Below are 16,039 nucleotides of genomic sequence, written 5' to 3' on the forward strand. Positions count from 1 at the left end.
TGCGAGGATGCGTGGAGTACTGGCCGACGTGCTCGTGTGGGGTGGGGGGAAAAGTCCGCGCCCGCGCAGACCCGCGCAGAAGGGACCGCTGACGGCGATGCAGATCCGGCTGACCGTCGTAGACCCGCTGGGCCCGCCCGATCGGGTCCGGGGCCGCACCGCGAGCTGCGACGTGCTGGTCACCGCGCCCGCCGGCACGGCCCTGGCCGAGGTGGCGTCGGCGCTGTCGTCGGCGGTCTCCGGCGACGGAGGCGCGACCCCTCCCGAGCGTGGCCGCGAGGGCGGCGGCCCGGTGGTGCTGTACGCGGGTGCCGAGCGCCTCGACGACAAGCGCTGCACCCTCGGCGAGCCCCCACTGATCGACGGCGCCGTGCTCTCCCTGGGCGCCCCGGCCGAGCCCGAGCCGCACCCCGAGCTGGACGACGCCCCGACCCAACTGCACGTCATAACGGGCCCGGACGCGGGCGGCGTCCATCTCCTGCACGGCGGCGAGATCCGCATCGGCCGCTCCGCCGACGCCGACGTCCCGCTCGACGACCCGGACGTCTCCCGGCTGCACTGCGCGGTGACGGTCGGCACGGACGGCCGCGTCTCGGTCGCCGACCTCGGCTCGACGAACGGCACGCTCCTGGACGGCACCCGCGTGAGCACCCGCCCCGTGCGGCTCGCCCCCGGCGCCCTCCTGCGCGTCGGCGAGTCGGCCCTGCGCCTCACTCCGGCCGGCGGCCCGGGCGCACGCGTGCCGACGACTCCGGACGGCGAGGGGCACGTACGCGTGTCCTGCGACGGCCAGCACCCCGGGACCGACGCGAAGACCTCCGCCACCGACCCCCTCCACGCACGCGTGGCCGACGGCGGCGACACCTCCACCCCCTCCCGAGGCCTGCCCACCCAGACCCACGGCTCCGCCGACCCGCTCGTGCCCGGACAGGGCGGTGCGCCCCGGATCGAGAGCAGGGGACCGGGCGGATCGACCGGCGGCAGCGGTGACACGCACGCCGGACGGTTCGGTGTCGGGGCGTGGGCGCCGAGCGCCGACGCGGACGGGCCGACCGACGCGGGAGCGGCTTCGGCGGAAAGCACCCCTTCTTTTACGAATACGCCTTTTACGAATACGGCTGCTGCGAATACGGCTGCTGCGACCACCCACGACACGGCCCCGCACGGCGACCCGTCCCGCACGCGCACGCGTGACGGCATCGAGGACGAGGGCGCCGCGGACTCCCCCGGCGAGGGGCGCAAAGGGACCCCGCTCCGGGGCACCGACATCCCGCACGGCGTGCGCAGGCGCGGTGGCCTCGCCGGGTGGGCGCGGCGGTTGACCGGCGGGCGCGGGGACTCGGCGGCCGACCAGGACGTGTACGACACGGACGAGACGGACGAGACGGATGCCGACGCCGACCTGACGGCGGGCCTCGTGTCCACCGCCGGTCGCTCCCAGGCCCCGGAGATCTGGCCGGACCTCGCGGCTCTGCTGCTGACGGCGCTCGGCCCGGGACCGCGGCTGTGGGAGCGCGAGCCGGGACACCGCGAGGCGCTCACGGTGCGGCTCGGCACGGCCGACCGCACGGCACCCGACGGCTCCGGCCTGCTGCCGGCCGTGCCGGTGACGGCGGATCTGCGGGAGGCCGGGGCCCTGGGCCTGGCGGGCCCCCGCACCCGGCTGTCCGGGCTGGCCCGCGCGGTAGTGGCCCAACTCGCCGCGCTGCACTCCCCCGAGGCGCTGGAGATCGTCCTGATCAGCGCCGACCGCGCCCGCCCCGCGGAGGACCGCGCCGCGGAGTGGTCCTGGCTCGGCTGGCTCCCGCATCTGCGCCCCGGCCACGGCCAGGACTGCGGCCTCCTGCTCGCCTACGACCGCGAACAGGCCACGGCCCGCACCGACGAGCTCCTACGACGCCTGGAAGAGACCCCGGCGACGGCGCACACCATCCCGGCGGCACGGCGGAGCGAGGTCCGGAGCGCGCCCCGACGCCCCTCCTGGGCGAGGGACGACGGAGGCACCGACGAGACCGACGGCTTCGTGGGGCCCTACACCCTGGTGATCGTGGACGGCGACACCGGTGGCGCCGCCGTGCGCGAGGCGGTGGCGCGGCTGGCCGTGGAGGGACCGCGCGTCGGCATCCACGTGCTGTGCCTGGCCGAGACGGCACCCGCGTCGCCCGCGTCTCCGGTGACGGACACGTACGAGGCGGCGTGCGCGGTGGCGCCGGCGTTCCGGGAGTGCGGCGCGGTCGCGCTGCTGAGCGGCGATGTGGCGACGGCGCTGCGGTTGATGCGGGTGGCGCGGGGCGGGGCGTTGACGCCGGCCGGCGTCACGGGGACGACGAAGACCGCGGCCCCGGCGAGCACCGGAAGCGAACGGACCGTCACCACGCACGCGCCCACGTCTGCGCGCACGCCCAAGGGCACGAGTGCGGGCGTGAACGGCGGCAGCGCGAAACCCTCGGCACCCTCCGATGCCACCCCGCCCGTCTCTCCGACCCTGCCCCCCGACCAATCCCAATCCGGCCCCGTGGGCCCCGGCACCGTCGCCGCCGTGGACGCCGTCTCGCTCGCCTGGGCCGAGCGGTTCGCGCGGGCGCTGGCGCCGTTGCGGGTGGACGGCGCCGGACGGGACCGGCACGCGCGCGTGTCCCTGCCGTTGCCTCAAGCGGCGCGGCTGCTGGACGAGTTGGGGCTGGCCAGGGCCACCCCGGCGTCGCTGATGGCGCGTTGGGCGGACGCGGCGGACGATACCCAGGCGCTCGGCGGCCGGGCCAGTGCCGTGCTCGGAGCGGGCCCGCGCGGCCCGGTCGGCGCGGACCTCGTGGTGGACGGACCGCACCTGCTGATCGAGGGCCCGGCGGGCAGTGGACGCACGGAGCTGCTGCGGGCGGTCGTCGCCTCGCTGGCCGCGGCCGAGCGCCCCGACCGGCTGGGCATCGTCCTGATCGACGGCCGGGACAGCGTGGGCACGGCGGCCGGCCACGGCGAGGGCCTGCGGGTCTGTACGGACGTACCGCATGTGACCACCCATCTGGCCGCCAACGACCCCGTGCGGATGCGGGAGTTCGCCCAGTCCCTGAGTGCCGAGCTGAAGCGGCGGGCCGAGTTGCTGGGCCGCGGCGACTTCGCCGAGTGGCACGCGAGCCGGGAGATGTCCGGCCGACTGGTGTCACAGCGGGCGGCGACGCGCGGATCGTCGGCGGCGCAGGGGGCATCCGGCGCGCCCGGCACCTCCGGGGCCGGCGACTTGGACACCCCGCCCAGTTCGACCATGCGACTGCGTCCGGCGGCGGCGCGGCGGCAGACGGAGGCGGCACCGCCGTTGCCCCGACTGGTCGTGGTCGTGGACGACTTGGACGCGTTGGTCTCCCCCGCGCTCGGTTCGCCGGGCCGGCCGGCGGCGGGTTCCGTGATGCGGGCGCTGGAGGCGGTGGCCCGGGAGGGCGAGCGACTCGGCGTCCACCTGGTGGCGGCGGCCAGCCCGGGCGGTCGTACGGCGGAGACGGAACCGTCCCGCCGAGCCGCCCTCCGCGTCACCCTGGACGCCCCGACCCCGGGCCCGGACGAACCGTCCCCCGGCCGAGGCCGCCTGACCTGGTCCGACGGCAGGGCGACCCCCTTCCAGGGCGGCCGAGTCACCGGCCGCATCCCCCGCACGGCCACCCTCCGCCCCACGGTCGTCCCCGTCGACTGGCGACGCATGGGCGACCCCCCGACCCGCCGCCACGTCCGCGAACTGGGCAACGGTCCAACGGACTTGGCGTTGCTGGCGAGTGCGCTGGAGCGGGCGACGCGGGAGGTGTCGGCAACGGCGGTCCCGTCGCTGCTGTAGATGCCGCGGCACCTCTTCGCCGGGCGGGCGATCCCGTAGCCCGCCCCAGGCTCCTTCGACGCCGGTCAGGCAATCTCAGCCCGTCCGGCGTTCGAGGACGAGGCCCTTCGGGCCGATGGGGGTCCGGGGGCGTAGCCCCGGGGGCCGCGCACCCCCACCAAGCCGCGCCCCCATCACGACGTGGTCACGATCCCCCACTTGACACGGATCGCACTCTTGCCGCCCTCACCCACCCGGCGTAGACCAGATCGCACGGGACAGCGCTGAACGTACGACGAAGCTCGATGAACGGGGCAGTCATGCGCAGCACGTGCAGGAAGATCCGGACACGCAGGGCCGCCAAATCCGCAGCCGCCCTCCTCGCGGCAGCACTCGCACTCGCACTCACGGGATGCGGCGGCAGCGACGACAAGGACGACAACTCCAGCGCCAGCGGCGGGAGTTCGGAGAGCAGCAGCGGTCTGAAGCTCCCCAAACTGAACGGCCAGACCCTGGAGGTCGCCGCCGTCTGGACCGGACCCGAGCAGGACAACTTCCTGAAGGTCCTGGACGAGTTCAAGAAACGCACCGGCGCCAAGGTCGACTTCGTGCCGACCGGCAACAACACCTCCACGTTCCTCGGTACGAAGATCGAGGGCGGCCAGCCGCCGGACGTCGCGTTCCTGCCCCAGGTGGGCGTGTTGCACCAGTTCGCCGACAAGGGCTGGCTCAAGCCCCTCGGCGCGGACGCGCAGGCCCAGTTGGAGAAGAACTTCTCCAAGGGCTGGGTGGACCTGGGGGCCTGGAAGGGCAAGCAGTACGGCATCTACGCCAAGGCCGCCAACAAGTCGCTGGTCTGGTACAACACCGCCGCCTTCGAGGCGGCCGGCATCACCGACACCCCGAAGACCTGGAAGGACTTCCTCTCCACCGCGCAGACGCTCTCGGACGCCGGCTCCCCGGCCGTGTCGATCGGCGGCGCGGACGGCTGGACGCTGACCGACTGGTTCGAGAACGTCTATCTCTCGCAGGCCGGCCCGGAGAAGTACGACCAGTTGGCCACGCACAAGATCAAGTGGACGGATCCGTCGGTCAAGGACGCCCTCACCACGCTCGCGCAGCTGTGGGGCAAGGACGACCTGATCGCGGGCGGCCGCAAGGGCGCGCTGAACACCGAGTTCCCGAAGTCGGTCACCCAGGCCTTCTCCGGTGACACCCCGGCCGCGATGGTCTACGAGGGCGACTTCGTGACGGCGAACATCAACGCCGACACCAAGGCGAAGCTGGGCACGGACGCGAAGGTCTTCCCCTTCCCGGCGGTCGGCAGCGAGTCGCCCGTGGTCAGCGGCGGTGACGTGGCCGTGGCGCTGAAGAGCGGCGCGGGCGCGCAGGCGCTGCTGACGTTCCTGGCCTCCACGGACGCGGCCGAGATCTGGACGGCGCAGGGCGGTGTCATCTCGCCCAACAAGGAGATGGACCCGGCCAAGTACAAGGACGCCGTCACCAAGCAGATCGCCCAGGCGCTGATCGCGGCCGGTGACAACTTCCGCTTCGACATGTCCGACCAGGCGCCGGCCGCGTTCGGCGGTACGCAGGGCGTGGGCGAGTGGAAGGACCTGCAGGACTTCCTGCGCAACCCGACGGACGTGGCCGGCACCCAGAAGAAACTGGAGTCCGACGCGGCCAAGGCTTATGCGACCGGCTGACGCGCGGTCATGACAACCGCCGCGAAGGCGGAGGGCGCCGGCGCACTGCCGACGCCCTCCGCGAAACCGCGCAAGAGCGTGATGGGGACCCGGTTGTGGGTGGCGGTGCTGTTCCTGCTGCCCGCGCTGATCCTCCTCGGCGCGCTCGTGGTCTACCCGATCGGGTACTCGATCTGGCGCAGCCTCTACGACGCCGACGGCTCGGGCTTCGTCGGTCTCGACAACTACGGCGACATCTTCTCCAACTCCTCCACGCTGACCGCCGTACGCAACACGGCGATCTGGGTGGCGGTGGCGCCCGCCCTGGTCACCGCGCTCGGTCTGATCTTCGCGGTGATGACCGAACGGGTGCGCTGGGGAACGGCGTTCAAGCTGATCGTCTTCATGCCGATGGCGATCTCGATGCTCGCGGCCGGCATCATCTTCCGGCTGGTCTACGAGCAGGATCCGAGTCAGGGCGCCGCCAACGCGGTAGCCAAGGCCGTGCACGACACCTTCGTGTCGTCGTCGGTCTATCCGAAGGCGCGGCCGAACGCGACGGCGAGCGATCTCAAGGCGTCCGGCGGCGGCTCGTTCACCACGACCGGCACGGTGCGGGCCGGCACCCCGGCCCTGCTGCCCCTCGTGGGCATCGCCCCCAACAAGCTCCCCGGCACCCCGGAGAACGCGAGGGCGGCGAGCGGTGCCGGTGTCACCGGCACCGTCTGGCTGGACTTCAAGCTGGGCGGCGGCGGGACGAAGGGGCAGGTCGACCCGGGTGAGAAGGCGCTGAAGGGCGTCAAGGTGGAGGCCGTGAAGGGCGGCAAGGTGGTCGCCTCCGCCAAGAGCGGCGCCGACGGTGTCTTCACGCTGCCGGCCTCGGCGGACGGGGGCCAACTACGGTTGCCGGGCTCGAACTTCGCGGCGCCGTACGACGGCATCGACTGGCTCGGGCCGACGCTGGTCACCCCGGCGATCATCGGCAGCTATGTGTGGATGTGGGCGGGCTTCGCGATGGTGCTGATCGCGGCGGGGCTGGCCGGCGTCGACCGCAATCTGCTGGAGGCGGCCCGGGTGGACGGCGCCAACGAGTGGCAGGTGTTCAGAAGGATCACCGTGCCGCTGCTCGCGCCGGTCCTGGTCGTCGTCCTCGTCACGCTGATGATCAACGTGATGAAGATCTTCGACCTGGTGTACATCATCGCGCCACAGCCCAGTCAGGACGACGCCAACGTCCTTGCCCTGCAACTGTTCCTGTCCTCGTTCGGCGGGGGCGGCAACTACGGCGTGGGCAGTGCGATCGGCGTCATCCTGCTGCTGCTCGTGCTGCCGGTGATGTTCGTCAACCTCCGGCGGCTGCGGAAGGAGCGTGAGCGGTGACCGCCCTCGACACGATCGTGCGTGGCAAGCGCTCCTTCGCCGCCCGGGTGGCGAGCGGGGCGGCGGGCGGGGTGATGCGGGTCTTCCTGATCCTGGTCGCCCTGTTCTGGCTGGTGCCGACCTTCGGGCTGCTGGTCTCCTCGTTCCGCGACCCGACCGACATCGCCTCCTCGGGCTGGTGGAAGGTGTTCACCGCGCCGAGCCAGCTGACCGCCAAGAGCTATCAGACGCTCCTGGAGAAGGACGCGATCACGCACGCGCTGTTCAACACGGTGTGGATCACGGTCCCGGCCACGCTCCTTGTGGTGCTGTTCGGCGCGATGGCCGGATACGCCTTCGCCTGGCTGGACTTCAAGGGCCGCGACTGGTGGTTCCTGCTCGTGGTCGCGCTGCTCGTCGTGCCGGTGCAGGTGGCGCTGATCCCGCTCTCCGATCTCTTCGGCAAGATCGGGATCTTCGGCGACATCATCGGCGTGGTGCTCTTCCACGTCGGCTTCGGGCTGCCGTTCGCCATCTTCCTGCTGCGGAACTTCTTCGCGGAGATCCCCCGCGAACTGCTGGAGGCGGCACGGCTGGACGGCGCGAGCGAGACCCGGCTGTTCCTGACGGTCGTCCTGCCGCTGGGCGCGCCCGCGATCGCGTCCCTCGGCATCTTCCAGTTCCTGTGGGTGTGGAACGACATGCTGGTCGCGCTGGTCTTCTCCAACTCGGAGTCGCAGCCGCTGACGGTCGCACTGCAGCAGCAGGTACGGCAGTTCGGCAGCAACATCGAGATCCTCGCGCCCGGCGCGTTCATCTCGATGGTGATCCCGCTGGCCGTGTTCTTCGCGTTCCAGCGGCAGTTCGTGTCCGGTGTGATGGCGGGCGCGGTCAAGTAGCCGGAAATCAACGGGAAAGGGGGACGCCGTTCACCCGGCGTCCCCCTTATGCCGTACGAAACCGTAACCAAGTCACTCCATCGGCCGTTCCCGGGCAAGGCCCGACAGGGCTTATCGCCCGCGCCGACCGACTGGATGTGTCTTGCCCAGGTTCAGTGTCATCGTCCCCGCGCACAAGGTTCAGGCCTACCTGCACGCATGCCTGGAATCGGTGCTGTCGCAGTCGTATCCCGACCTCGAACTGATCGCGGTCGACGACTGCTCGCCGGACGGATGCGGGGCGATCATCGACGAGTTCGCGGCCCGCGACCCGCGCGTGCACGCCGTGCACCTGCCGGAGAACGCCGGTCTGGGCCCCGCCCGCAACGCGGGTCTGACCGTCGCGACCGGCGACTACCTGGTCTTCCTGGACGGCGACGACACCCTCACCCCGCACGCACTGCGCGCGATCGCCGACCGGGTGAAGGAGACGGGCGAACCGGACGTCCTGGTCTACGACTACGCGCGCGCCTACTGGTCGGGCCGCACCGTCCGCAACCAGGCCGCGGGACAACTCACCGAACAGGGCCCGGCCCCCTTCCGGCTGGAGGACCGCCCGGGCCTGCTGCATCTGCTGATGGTGGCCTGGAACAAGGCGTACCGCCGGGAGTTCGTGCAGGAGCACGGCTTCGAGTTCCCGCCCGGCTACTACGAGGACACCCCCTGGACCTACCCCACCCTGCTGGCCGCCGAGTCGATCGCCACCCTCGACCGCGTCTGCGTCCACTACCGCCAGCGCCGGCAGGGCAACATCCTGTCCACCACGAGCCGCAGCCACTTCGACGTCTTCGAGCAGTACGACCGGGTCTTCGCGTACGTCGCCGAGCGCCCCGAACTGGCCGGCTGGCGCCCGGTGTTGTTCCGCCGCATGGTCGACCACCTGGCGAAGGTCTTCACGCACCGCGACCGGCTGCCCCGCGCGGCCCGCGCCGAGTTCCTGCGCAAGGCCCGTGCCCACTACCGCCGTTACCGCGTCCCCGGCAGCCCCGTCCCGCTGTCCTCGCGCCTGCGGCACGCGTTGGTCCGCTGGAGCCTGCACCGCACCTACAACACGCTCCAGTCGGTGTCCGCGCTGAACCGCAGGACGGCCAAGCGCACCGTCAAACTCCTGCGCGCCGTCCGGGCGTTCACCCTCCGGCTGCACTACCGCGTCCAGCTCCGCCTCCCGCTGCGCGCCGACCGTGCCGTGTTCGCCGCCCACCGTGGCCGCGGCCACGGCTGCAACCCGGGCGCGCTGGAGGAGGCGTTCCGCGCGCACGCCCCGCACATCCGCACGGCGTGGATCGCCCACCCCGAGCACCACCACACCGTCCCGACGGCCACCCGCCGGCTGACCCCGGACACGGCCGCGTACTGGACCGCGCTGGCCCGCTCCAAGTACCTCGTCAACAACGCCGACTTCGACCGCAGGATGCGCAAGCGGCGCGGTCAGGTCTTCGTGCAGACCCAACACGGCACCCCGCTCAAGCACATGGGCCTCGACCTCCAGGAACGCCCGGCGGCCGCCCGAGACATGGACTTCGGTCAACTCCTCGCGGGTGTCGACCAGTGGGACCACGTGGTCTCCGCCAACCGCCACTCCACCCTGACCTGGGAGCGCGTCTTCCCGGGCACCTACACCACCCTCGAATACGGCTGCCCCCGCAACGACGTGTTCCAGAAGGCGACTTCGGCGGACGTCTCCAGGCTGCGCGCCTCCCTCGGCATCCCCGACGACACGGTCGCGATCCTCTACGCGCCGACCATTCGCGACTACCGCCGCACCCAGCGCGCCGCCCTCGACCTGGAGCGCGTCCTGCGCCGCCTCGGTCCGCGCTTCGTCGTGCTGGCCCGCGCCCACTTCCTGCACGGCGGCCCGCTCGCGCCGCACGGCGGCCGGGTCATCGACGTCACCGACCACCCGAGCGTGGAGTCCCTCTGTCTCGCCTCGGACGCCCTGGTCACCGACTACTCGTCCCTGATGTTCGACTACGCGGGCCTGGACCGCCCGATCGTGATCCACGCCGAGGACCGCGAGGCCTACGAGGCGGCCCGCGGCACCTACTTCGACCTGCGCGACTTCCCGCCGGGCGCGGTCGCCCGCAGCGAGGACGAGCTGATCGACATCTTCGCCAGCGGCCACTGGCGCGGCTCCCGCTCGACCCAGCTGCGGGCCGCGTTCCGCGAGCGCTTCTGCCCGTACGACGACGGCCGCGCCGCCGAACGGGTCGTACGCCACGTCGTGTTCGGCGAGAGCGACCTCCCGTCGGTGATCCCGCTCGACGCGCGCCACCCGGTGCCGTCGACCGCCGCGACCCGCGCGCACTCCCCGCAGGCCACCGTGCCGCAGCCCGCCGGTCCGCTGACCCTCACCGACCGTCTCTGAACACCGTTCTCACACCGGGGAGTTGACATGCCTTCCAGCCCGTCGCGGCCCACGCCGACCCGGCCGACCACGTGGCGCCCGACCGGCCGACCGGGCCGCCGCCCCGCCAACTGAGCGCCGAAGAACCCGCAGCACACTGACAGAAAGAGCAGAATGCCCCGCTTCAGTATCATCGTCCCGTCCCATGGGGTGGCGGGACGGCTGTCCCTGGCGCTGGACTCGGTCCTCGCGCAGTCCTTCGGCGACTTCGAGCTGGTCCCGATCTGCGACGCTCCCGACGCGCCCGCGGCGGACGTCGTCGCCGGGTACGCCGTGCGGGACTCCCGGGTGGCGCCGGTGCACTCGCCGCCGTCGGCCGGTCTGGCCGGGGCGCGCAACACCGGGATCCGCGCGGCGAACGGCACCCATCTGCTGTTCCTGGACGGCGACGACGTCCTCGTCCCGGGCGCGCTGGCGGCACTGGACGCCCGCCTGACGGAGACCGGCGACGTCGACATCCTGCACTTCGAGCACGAGCGCACCCCCTGGTGGGAGGGAGAGCCGACCAACCCGGCCGCGCTGCTGCTGCCGAAGACCCCACCCGGCGTCTTCTCCCCCGACCAGGTACCGCAGTTGACCGGCGTGCAGCTGCCGGCGTGGAGCGCTGCCTACCGTCGGGCCTTCCTCACAGAACACCGACTCGCCTTCCCCGACGGCCACTTCACCGATGTGGGCTTCTGCGGACTGGCCGCGATGAAGGCGGAGCAGGTCGCGGTGGAGCGCTCGGTCGTCGTACGGCACCTCGTGCGCCGCCAGGGCAGTCGGCTCGGCCTGCCCGGCGAGCATCACCTCGAACTCCTCGACCAGACCGACCTGTTGCTCACGCGGGCGGCTCAACAGGGCTTGTCCGCCGACCGGTTGGTCCCGCTCTTCGAGCAGCTCTTCGCCGCCGCGCTGAAGACGGCCGCCCACCCGACGCGCCTCGGCGGCAGGGGCCGCGCCTTCTTCCGCCGGGCGAGCCTGCTGTACCGCGGTCACCGCCCCGCCGGCCACCGGCCCCCGGGCGGCAGCCTCGGCGTGCAGCACCGGCTGCTGGCGAGCGGGTCGTACGCGGCCTTCCGCGCCCTGCGCGTCGCCAACCGCTCGGCGACCCGCGCGGCCGAGCACCTCCCGCGCCCACGCGGTCTGCGCACCCGACTGCTGTACGCGCGTGATCTGCGCCGCCCGCTGGACGAGAACCTCGCCGTGTACTGCGCGTACTGGGGCCGCGGTTACGCCTGCAGCCCGGCCGCGATCCACGCCATGGCGGGCCAACTCGCCCCGCACGTCCGCTCGGTGTTCCTGGTCGAGCCGGACGCGGTGGACTCGGTGCCGGAGGGGATCGACCACGCCGTGATCGGCAGCCGCCGGTACTGGTCGGTGCTGGCCCGCGCCAAGTACCTGGTCAACAACGCCAACTTCGCGGAGGGCGTGGTCAAGCGCCCCGGCAGTGTGCACGTCCAGACGCAGCACGGCACCCCGCTGAAGAAGATGGGCGTGGACCAGTCGACGTACCCGGTGGTGGCCGCCGCGACCGGCAGCTTCGCCAAGCTCCTTGGCCGGGTGGACCGTTGGGACTACAACATCTCCTCCAACAGCCACTCCACCCAGATGTGGGAGCGCGCCTTCCCGGGCTCGTACGAGCAGCTGGAGTACGGCTATCCGCGCAACGACGTCTTCTACACGGCGACCTCCGACGATGTGGCCCGGATCCGGCGGGAGTTGGGCGTCCCGGAGGGCAGGACGGCCGTCCTGTACGCCCCCACGCACCGCGACCACCACACCGGCTTCGAGACCGGCCTGGACCTGGAGGCCTTCTGCGACGCGGCCGGCGAGGACGTGGTGGTGCTGCTGCGCGCCCACTACTTCTACGACCGGGGCCCGGCCCAGGGCAGCGGCCGGATCATCGACGTCACCGCGCACCGCTCCGCCGAGGACGTGTGCCTGGCCGCCGACGCGCTGGTCACCGACTACTCGTCGATCATGTTCGACTACGCCAACCTGGACCGGCCGATCGTCGTGTACGCCGACGACTGGGAGGTCTACCAGGAGACGCGGGGCGTCTACTTCGACCTGTTGCAGGCACCGCCGGGCCCGGTGACCCGGACGCCCGAGGAGCTGGCCCGCGTCTTCCGCGACGGCTCCTGGGCGGGCCCGGAGTCGACGGCCGCGCGGACCGAATTCCGGGACCGCTTCTGCCAGTTCGACGACGGATACGCGGCCGAGCGTGTCGTACGGCGGGTGTTCCTCGCCCAGCCGCCGGAGGCGATCCCGTCCGTGATCCCGCTCGCGCAGCGCGTCCCGGCCCCCGCCGCCACCCTCGTAAGGAAGTGACCTCCGCAGTGCCCCGCTTCAGCGTCATCGTCCCCGTCTTCAAGGTGCAGGGCTTTCTGCGCGAGTGCCTCGACTCCGTTCTGGAGCAGTCCTATCGGGACATCGAGGTGATCGCCGTCGACGACTGTTCCCCCGACGGCTGCGGCGCGATCCTCGACGAGTACGCGGCCCGCGACCCGCGCGTGCGTGTGCTGCACCTGCCGGAGAACGTCGGTCTGGGCCGTGCCCGCAACGCCGGAATGCCGCACGCCACCGGCGACTTCCTGTTCTTCCTGGACAGCGACGACACCCTCACCCCGGGCGCCCTGCGCGCCCTGGCCGACCGCCTCGACGAGACGTCCGACCCGGACGTCCTGGTCTTCGACTACGCGCGCACGTACTGGTGGGGCGGGACACGCCGGAACGCGCTGGCGCACGTGCTCGCGGAGGCCGCCGACTCGACCTTCACGGTCGCCGAACGCCCGGAGATCCTCGACCTGTTGATGGTCGTGTGGAACAAGGTCTACCGCCGCGACTTCGTGCACAAGCACGGCTTCGAGTTCCCGCCCGGCTACTACGAGGACACGCCCTGGACCTTCCCGGTCCTGCTCAGCGCCGACCGGATCGCCACCCTCGACCGGATCTGCCTGAACTACCGCCAGCGCCGCCAGGGCAACATCCTGTCCACCACCAGCCGCAGGCACTTCGACATCCACGACCAGTACGAGCGGGTCTTCGCGTTCCTCTCCGGCCGCCCGGAGCCGGCGAGTTGGCAGTCCTACCTGCACGCCAAGATGGGCGAGCACTGTCTGGACATCCTCTCCAAGCCGGACCGGCTGCCGCCCCGCGACAAGGCCGAGTTCTTCCGGCGCACGGCGGAGTTGTTTCGCGCGCATCGGCCCGAGGGTGTCGCCGTGGCCCCCGAACTCCGGGTCCTGGAAGGGAGTTACGCGGCCTACCGCGCCAAGCGGCAGGCGGGGCGGGCCGGGCGCGAACTGGGGCGGCGGGCAGGGCAGTTGCGCCGGGCGGCGGGCGTACGCCTCACCCGGGGCCGCACCGCGCCGACCGGGCGCCGCTCCCTCGACCCGGACCTCGTCCTCTACTCGGCCTCCTCGCACCAGGGCGTCCTCGGCGACCCGGGCGCGATCTACCGCAAGGCCCGCGAGATCGCCCCGCAGCTGCGCGGGGTGTGGGTGGTCCGGGACGAGGAGGCGGCGGCCCTGCTGCCGCCGGACGTCGAGCACGTCCTGCTCGACTCCCCGCAGTACCGCCAAGTCGCCGCCCGGGCCACGTACTTCGTCAACAACGTCAACTGGCCCGGCGGCCTCGCCAAGCGCCCCGGCAGCGTCCACATCCACACCCACCAGGGCACCCCGCTCAAGTACATGGGCGCCGACCTGCTGGAGCGGCCCGGCGCCCGGCACGGCTTCGACGTGCCGCAGATGCTGCGCCGCGCCGACCGCTGGGACCACAGCCTGGTCGCCAACCTCCACTCCGAGCTGGTGTGGGAGCGGGCGTACCCGTGCCACTTCGCCTCGGCACGCACCGGCAGCCCGCGCAACGACGTCCTGGTCAACGCCCGTACGGAGAGCGGCCGTACGGGCCACGGCAAGGCGGTCCGTGAGCGGCTCGGCATCCCGGCCGGGCACACCGTCGTGCTGTACGCCCCGACCCGCCGCGACTACCGCAGGGGCGGTCACGTCGACCGCGTCGACCTGGCCCGGTTCGCCGAGGACCTGGGCGCCGGGCACACCCTCGTCGTCCGCCTGCACCCCTCCCTCGCCACGGGCCCCGCGCGCGGCCTGGGCCTGGCCGAACTGCACCGGCGGGGCGTGCTGGTCGACGCGACGGACGATCCGCACGTCGAGGACGTGATGCTCGCCTCGGACGTGCTGGTCACGGACTACTCGGCAGTGATGTTCGACTATGCCGACCTGGACCGGCCGATCGTGGTCCACGCCGACGACCGGGGTGCGTACACGGCGAGCCGGGGCACCTACTTCGACATCACGGCCCAGGCGCCGGGCCATGTGTCGCGCTCCTACCGGGAGTTGGCGTGGCTGCTGGCCTCCGGGACCTGGCAGGACGAGGAGTCGGCGCGGCTGCGGGCCGGATTCCGGGCGCGCTACTGCGAGTTCGACGACGGACATGCCGCCGAGAGGGTCGTACGCACCCTGCTGCTCGGGGAGGAGATGCCCCGGCCTGCAACCGCCCGTGTCCCCGCCCCCGCCGTCGGACACGATCTGCTCGCCCGGTCGTGAGGCCGCGCACCTGGGTGCTGGTCCTGGCCGGGGTGTTCGCCGTGCTCCAACTCGCGAACGTCACCGGCCGGGACACCCCGGACACCAAGAACTACCTCTCCTACGCCCTGAGTCTGCGCGGCGACGGCAAGCGGGCGGCGGCGGCCGCCACGATCGACTACGCGTGCGCGGGCAAGGCGTCGATCGCGCGCCGCGACCAGGGCGTGGACGTCGTGCGCTTCCACGCCCCCGATCCGACCGCGCGGGTCATGGCGGAGTGCCGGGCGGCTGAATTGCGGGGCGTCCAGGCGAGGTTGAGGGCCGGGCAGTCGGGCGGGCCGACCGTGCCGTTCATGCCGGAGCGGTTCATGCGGATCTTCGAGGTGCGGCCCGGATATCCGCTGTTCCTGGTGCCGTTCGTCACGGTGTTCGGCGTGACGTGGGGGCTGTGGGTGTCGAGCGTGGTCGTCACGGTCGCGGGCGGGGTCCTCGCCTTCCTGATCCTGCGCACCCTGTCGGTCCGGGTGCCGCTCGCCCTGACCGGACAGGCGCTGTTCTACGTCCTGCCGTGCGGGGCGACCGCGATGCGCCCGATGACCGAGGGGCTGATGCTGACGCTGACTTTGGCGGCGCTCTGGGGCTGCGCGCTGGTCCTGGCGGGCCGGCGGGCGCGGGCGGGCCTCGCGCTGGTCGGCGGCTCGCTGCTCGCGCTGTTCACGGTGAAGCACTCGCAGGCGCTGTTCCTCGGGCTGTGCCTGGCGGCGGCGGGCGCGCTGATCGCCGTGCACCGGCGCAGGCGGGGCCGGTCGCCGGGACGGGCCCTGGTGGCGGTCGCGTGGGTCGGCCTGGGGGCCGCGCTCGGGACGCTGCTCCTGGCGAAGGTGCTGCGCTATCCGTCCGAGTCGGAGAGCCTCCAGGATCTGCTCACCGACCACTTCGCCCGGCCCGACCGCACCCGGCTGTGGCCGGAGTTCCTGCACCTGCAGCTCAACTTCTGGGTGGAGTGGCTGCGTCGGCAACTGTGGGAGCCGCTGTTCCTGACGGCGCTGGCCGCCGGGGCGTGGGGCGCGCTGCGGCGGCCGGCGTTCGGCGTCTTCCTGGTCGCGGCCGCGTTCACCGGGATCCTCACGCAGGCCGGGCACCCGGACATCAACATCTGGGGCGACCGGTTGATCGTGCTGGCGTGGCTGCTGCCGGTGGTGGGGGTGCCGTTGCTGCTCGAACCGGTGGTGCGGGGGCGGGCCCGGGTGCCGGGGCAGGGGTTCGGGGAGCCGGCGGTTCACTCGATGAGGTGATCTCGGGTGGTGCCGTTGCCCCCGACG

General features: G+C 72.5%; 8 protein-coding genes. All 8 read left to right on the plus strand.

Annotation, left to right across the window (positions count from 1 at the left end):
* Positions 1–97 precede the first annotated feature (97 nt).
* The 8 genes from M2283_RS42820 to M2283_RS42855 all read left to right on the plus strand — a co-directional run bounded on the left by M2283_RS42820 (position 98) and on the right by M2283_RS42855 (position 16,012).
* Positions 98–3,820, plus strand: a complete 3,723-nt coding sequence (locus tag M2283_RS42820) for an FHA domain-containing protein (protein ID WP_280882031.1) — start codon at positions 98–100, stop codon at positions 3,818–3,820.
* A 299-nt stretch (positions 3,821–4,119) separates the two neighbouring features.
* Complete coding sequence (locus M2283_RS42825) at positions 4,120–5,505, plus strand: ABC transporter substrate-binding protein (RefSeq protein WP_280881994.1); 1,386 nt, start codon at positions 4,120–4,122, stop codon at positions 5,503–5,505.
* Between the two features lie 9 nt (positions 5,506–5,514).
* The gene (locus M2283_RS42830) at positions 5,515–6,864 is read left to right on the plus strand and encodes a carbohydrate ABC transporter permease (RefSeq protein ID WP_280881995.1); all 1,350 of its coding nucleotides are present in this window, start codon (positions 5,515–5,517) and stop codon (positions 6,862–6,864) included.
* Entirely contained in the window at positions 6,861–7,742 is an 882-nt protein-coding gene (locus M2283_RS42835) for a carbohydrate ABC transporter permease (RefSeq protein ID WP_280881996.1), read from the plus strand. The genes M2283_RS42830 and M2283_RS42835 overlap by 4 nt, the downstream gene beginning before the upstream one ends.
* A gap of 142 nt (positions 7,743–7,884) precedes the next feature.
* A complete protein-coding gene (locus M2283_RS42840; protein WP_280881997.1) occupies positions 7,885–10,146 on the plus strand; it encodes a bifunctional glycosyltransferase/CDP-glycerol:glycerophosphate glycerophosphotransferase in 2,262 nt (753 codons plus the stop codon).
* A 153-nt stretch (positions 10,147–10,299) separates the two neighbouring features.
* The gene (locus M2283_RS42845) at positions 10,300–12,498 is read left to right on the plus strand and encodes a bifunctional glycosyltransferase/CDP-glycerol:glycerophosphate glycerophosphotransferase (RefSeq protein WP_280881998.1); all 2,199 of its coding nucleotides are present in this window, start codon (positions 10,300–10,302) and stop codon (positions 12,496–12,498) included.
* A gap of 8 nt (positions 12,499–12,506) precedes the next feature.
* A complete protein-coding gene (locus M2283_RS42850; protein ID WP_280882032.1) occupies positions 12,507–14,738 on the plus strand; it encodes a bifunctional glycosyltransferase/CDP-glycerol:glycerophosphate glycerophosphotransferase in 2,232 nt (743 codons plus the stop codon).
* Positions 14,735–16,012, plus strand: coding sequence for a hypothetical protein (locus M2283_RS42855; protein ID WP_280881999.1), 1,278 nt, complete (start codon positions 14,735–14,737; stop codon positions 16,010–16,012). Before M2283_RS42850 ends, M2283_RS42855 begins: the two co-directional genes overlap by 4 nt.
* Positions 16,013–16,039: the final 27 nt, after the last annotated feature.

The sequence above is a fragment of the Streptomyces pseudovenezuelae genome (assembly GCF_029892565.1).
In the GTDB taxonomy this organism is placed as follows: Bacteria; Actinomycetota; Actinomycetes; order Streptomycetales; family Streptomycetaceae; genus Streptomyces; species Streptomyces pseudovenezuelae_A.